A 5401-nucleotide genomic window follows, 5' to 3' on the forward strand; every position below is an offset into this window, starting at 1 on the left:
GCTTCGTGTGGTGTGCGATGGTGTTTTGAGAACTCAACAGCGTGCCGATGTGATCATCGCCAAACATTTTAGTGGCACTTATGGAGTGTCGCGTGTTTTGGCTGAGTGATTAATGATTGTACAGAACAACGATGACCCTTCTGGGGTTGTTGTTTGTCACCGTTTTTTTCTCGGCCAGGGTAACAAATTTTTTCTACGGAGAGTTTGATCCTGGCTCAGGACGAACGCTGGCGGCGTGCTTAACACATGCAAGTCGAACGATGAAGCACCAGCTTGCTGGTGTGGATTAGTGGCGAACGGGTGAGTAACACGTGAGTAACCTGCCCCTCACTCTGGGATAAGCCTGGGAAACTGGGTCTAATACTGGATACGACCGATCTCCGCATGGAGTGTTGGTGGAAAGTTTTTGTGGTGGGGGATGGACTCGCGGCCTATCAGCTTGTTGGTGGGGTAATGGCCTACCAAGGCGACGACGGGTAGCCGGCCTGAGAGGGCGACCGGCCACACTGGGACTGAGACACGGCCCAGACTCCTACGGGAGGCAGCAGTGGGGAATATTGCACAATGGGCGAAAGCCTGATGCAGCGACGCCGCGTGAGGGATGACGGCCTTCGGGTTGTAAACCTCTTTCACCAGGGACGAAGCTAACGTGACGGTACCTGGAGAAGAAGCACCGGCTAACTACGTGCCAGCAGCCGCGGTAATACGTAGGGTGCGAGCGTTGTCCGGAATTATTGGGCGTAAAGAGCTTGTAGGCGGTTTGTCGCGTCTGCTGTGAAAGACCGGGGCTTAACTCCGGTTCTGCAGTGGGTACGGGCAGACTAGAGTGTGGTAGGGGAGACTGGAATTCCTGGTGTAGCGGTGAAATGCGCAGATATCAGGAGGAACACCGATGGCGAAGGCAGGTCTCTGGGCCATTACTGACGCTGAGAAGCGAAAGCATGGGGAGCGAACAGGATTAGATACCCTGGTAGTCCATGCCGTAAACGTTGGGCGCTAGGTGTGGGACTCATTCCACGAGTTCCGTGCCGCAGCTAACGCATTAAGCGCCCCGCCTGGGGAGTACGGCCGCAAGGCTAAAACTCAAAGGAATTGACGGGGGCCCGCACAAGCGGCGGAGCATGCGGATTAATTCGATGCAACGCGAAGAACCTTACCAAGGCTTGACATACACCGGAATCATGCAGAGATGTGTGCGTCTTCGGACTGGTGTACAGGTGGTGCATGGTTGTCGTCAGCTCGTGTCGTGAGATGTTGGGTTAAGTCCCGCAACGAGCGCAACCCTCGTTCCATGTTGCCAGCACTTCGGGTGGGGACTCATGGGAGACTGCCGGGGTCAACTCGGAGGAAGGTGGGGATGACGTCAAATCATCATGCCCCTTATGTCTTGGGCTTCACGCATGCTACAATGGCCGGTACAGAGGGTTGCGAAACCGTGAGGTGGAGCTAATCCCAAAAAACCGGTCTCAGTTCGGATTGGGGTCTGCAACTCGACCCCATGAAGTCGGAGTCGCTAGTAATCGCAGATCAGCAACGCTGCGGTGAATACGTTCCCGGGCCTTGTACACACCGCCCGTCAAGTCACGAAAGTCGGTAACACCCGAAGCCGGTGGCCTAACCCTTGTGGGGGGAGCCGTCGAAGGTGGGACTGGCGATTGGGACTAAGTCGTAACAAGGTAGCCGTACCGGAAGGTGCGGCTGGATCACCTCCTTTCTAAGGAGCATCAAGCCCTTGCCACACCGTTCGTGTGTGGGGGGTGCTCATGGGTGGAACGATGATCATGGTGCAGCCTGCATGGTTGCCGGCATCAGCGAGTACGAACCAGTCATACGCGTCTTGATCCCTTGATGGGGTGAGGATGTGGGGCTGGTTGGGGAAAGCATGGTGGTGGTGAGTGTGTTGGGGTTGTGTTCGGCGCGTTGTTGGGTTCTCAGGACACGGATCGTGTTCTGGGGTTGTGGTCAACACAAGATCACACACCAAGTGAAGACTCTTCATCTTGTTGGATGGGGTTTGGGTGTGTGGGGTTGTGTGTGGCGTGTTGTTTGAGAATTACACAGTGGACGCGAGCATCTAGTATCTGTGATCTTAAGTTTTTAAGGGCACACGGTGGATGCCTTGGCACCAGGAACCGATGAAGGACGTTGTAATCTGCGATATGCCTCGGGGAGTCGATAAACAGGCTGTGATCCGGGGATTTCCGAATGGGGAAACCCGCCATGAATCATGTCATGGCACCTGCACCTGAACACATAGGGTGTTGGGAGGGAACGTGGGGAAGTGAAACATCTCAGTACCCACAGGAAGAGAAAACAAGAGTGATTCCGTGAGTAGTGGCGAGCGAAAGCGGATGAGGCTAAACCATGATCGTGTGAGACCTGTCAGGGGTTGCGGTTGTGGGGTTGTGGGACAGTGCTGATCCTCACTGACATGAGGGTGCGCAGTAAGAAACCATGTGCGTAGTTGAACAATCTTGAATGGTTGAGCGTAGAGGGTGCGACTCCCGTAGACGAAACGTGTGTGGCTGTGTTGTGCTGTTTCCCAAGTAGCACGGGGCCCGTGAAATCTCGTGTGAATCTGGCAGGACCACCTGCTAAGCCTAAATATTCCCTGGTGACCGATAGCGGACTAGTACCGTGAGGGAAAGGTGAAAAGAACCCCGGGAGGGGAGTGAAATAGATCCTGAAACCGTGTGCTTACAATCCGTCGGAGCCTCTGTGTGGGGTGACGGCGTGCCTTTTGAAGAATGAGCCTGCGAGTTAGTGCTCAGTGGCGAGGTTAACCCGTGTGGGGTAGCCGTAGCGAAAGCGAGTCCGAATAGGGCGTTTGAGTCGCTGGGTCTAGACCCGAAGCGGAGTGATCTACCCATGGCCAGGTTGAAGCGCCGGTAAGACGGCGTGGAGGACCGAACCCACTTAGGTTGAAAACTGAGGGGATGAGCTGTGGGTAGGGGTGAAAGGCCAATCAAACTCCGTGATAGCTGGTTCTCCCCGAAATGCATTTAGGTGCAGCGTCGCGTGTTTCTTGCCGGAGGTAGAGCTACTGGATGGCTGATGGGCCCCACCGGGTTACTGACGTCAACCAAACTCCGAATGCCGGTAAGTGAGAGCGTGGCAGTGAGACTGCGGGGGATAAGCTTCGTAGTCGAGAGGGAAACAGCCCAGATCATCAGCTAAGGTCCCTAAGCGTGTGCTAAGTGGGAAAGGATGTGGAGTTGCTGTGACAACCAGGAGGTTGGCTTAGAAGCAGCCACCCTTTAAAGAGTGCGTAATAGCTCACTGGTCAAGTGATTCCGCGCCGACAATGTAGCGGGGCTCAAGCACATCACCGAAGCTGTGGCAATGACACACTGACCCTTAACGGGGGTGTTGTTGGGTAGGGGAGCGTCGTGTGGCGAGTGAAGCGGCCGAGTGATCGAGTCGTGGATGCTACACGAGTGAGAATGCAGGCATGAGTAGCGAATGACGGGTGAGAAACCCGTCCGCCGAATAACCAAGGGTTCCAGGGTCAAGCTAATCTGCCCTGGGTAAGTCGGGACCTAAGGCGAGGCCGACAGGCGTAGTCGATGGACATCCGGTTGATATTCCGGAACCGGCGAAGAACCGCCCATACTGAACCATGGGATGCTAAACACCCGAACCATGCCGACCGGTCCTTCGGGATCATCTGGTGTGGGGAGCGTGTGACCCGATCGTGTAGTAGGTAAGCGATGGAGTGACGCAGGAAGGTAGCCTCCGCGGGGCGATGGTAGTCCCCGTCCAAGCATGTAGGCCCACTGGTAGGTAAATCCGTCAGTGATGTGGCTGAGATGTGATGGTGACCACGTATGTGGGAAGCAGGGTGATCCTATGCTGTCGAGAAAAACTTCTAGCGAGGTTCGAGCCGCCCGTACCCCAAACCGACTCAGGTGGTTAGGTAGAGAATACTAAGGCGATCGAGTGAATCGTGGTTAAGGAATTCGGCAAAATGCCCCCGTAACTTCGGGAGAAGGGGGGCCCAAGCCTTGAAGCCCGTACGGGCTAGGGGTGAGGGTCGCAGAGACCAGGGAGAAGCGACTGTTTACTAAAAACACAGGTCCGTGCGAAGAAGTAATTCGATGTATACGGACTGACGCCTGCCCGGTGCTGGAAGGTTAAGAGGACTGGTTAATCACTTCGGTGGTGAAGCTGAGAATTTAAGCCCCAGTAAACGGCGGTGGTAACTATAACCATCCTAAGGTAGCGAAATTCCTTGTCGGGTAAGTTCCGACCTGCACGAATGGCGTAACGACTTCTCCACTGTCTCAACCACGAACTCGGCGAAATTGCAGTACGAGTAAAGATGCTCGTTACGCGCAGCAGGACGGAAAGACCCCGGGACCTTTACTACAGTTTGGTATTGGTGTTCGGTACGGCTTGTGTAGGATAGGTGGGAGACTGTGAAGCATGCACGCCAGTGTGTGTGGAGTCATTGTTGAAATACCACTCTGGTCGTATTGGGCTCCTAACTTCGGTCCGTGATCCGGATCAGGGACAGTGCCTGATGGGTAGTTTAACTGGGGCGGTTGCCTCCTAAAGGGTAACGGAGGCGCCCAAAGGTTCCCTCAGCCTGGTTGGCAATCAGGTTTTGAGTGTAAGTGCACAAGGGAGCTTGACTGTGAGACAGACATGTCGAGCAGGCACGAAAGTGGGGACTAGTGACCCGACGGTGGCTTGTGGAAGCGCCGTCGCTCAACGGATAAAAGGTACCCCGGGGATAACAGGCTGATCTTGCCCAAGAGCTCATATCGACGGCATGGTTTGGCACCTCGATGTCGGCTCGTCGCATCCTGGGGCTGGAGTAGGTCCCAAGGGTTGGGCTGTTCGCCCATTAAAGCGGTACGCGAGCTGGGTTTAGAACGTCGTGAGACAGTTCGGTCCCTATCCGCTGTGCGCGTAGGAAACTTGAGAAGACCTGTCCCTAGTACGAGAGGACCGGGATGGACGAACCTCTGGTGTGTCAGTTGTTCCGCCAGGAGCACCGCTGATTGGCTACGTTCGGAAGTGATAACCGCTGAAAGCATCTAAGCGGGAAGCACGCTTCGAGATGAGGTTTCCATACACCTTGTGTGTGAGAGGTTCCCTAGAGACGATGGGGTTGATAGGCCGGATGTGGAAGACCAGTAATGGTTGTAGCTGACCGGTACTAATGAACCGATAACTTATTATCACACTCAGTATTGTTGTGCTAGTGCTCGCGTCCCTGTGTAATTCTGAAACAATACACTCGCCATGATGGGTTGATATGTTTCATAGTGTTACGGTGGTTATAGCGAAGTGGGAAACGCCCGGTCACATTCCGAACCCGGAAGCTAAGCCCTTCAGCGCCGATGGTACTGCACTCGGTAGGGTGTGGGAGAGTAGGACACCGCCGGACTTCTTC

General features: G+C 54.9%; 3 rRNA genes. All 3 read left to right on the forward strand.

Annotation, left to right across the window (positions count from 1 at the left end):
- Positions 1-192 precede the first annotated feature (192 nt).
- The 3 genes from AX669_RS10755 to rrf all read left to right on the forward strand — a co-directional run bounded on the left by AX669_RS10755 (position 193) and on the right by rrf (position 5395).
- Positions 193-1714, forward strand: a 16S ribosomal RNA gene (locus AX669_RS10755).
- Positions 1715-2087: 373 nt separating this feature from the next.
- Positions 2088-5188, forward strand: a 23S ribosomal RNA gene (locus tag AX669_RS10760).
- 89 nt (positions 5189-5277) lie between these two features.
- Positions 5278-5395 (forward strand): 5S ribosomal RNA (rrf, locus tag AX669_RS10765).
- Together the 16S, 23S and 5S rRNA genes form the textbook arrangement of a ribosomal RNA operon.
- The last annotated feature ends 6 nt before the right edge of the window (positions 5396-5401 follow it).

The organism is Dermacoccus sp. CCH2-D9, assembly GCF_001556795.1.
Classification (GTDB): domain Bacteria; phylum Actinomycetota; class Actinomycetes; order Actinomycetales; family Dermatophilaceae; genus Dermacoccus; species Dermacoccus nishinomiyaensis.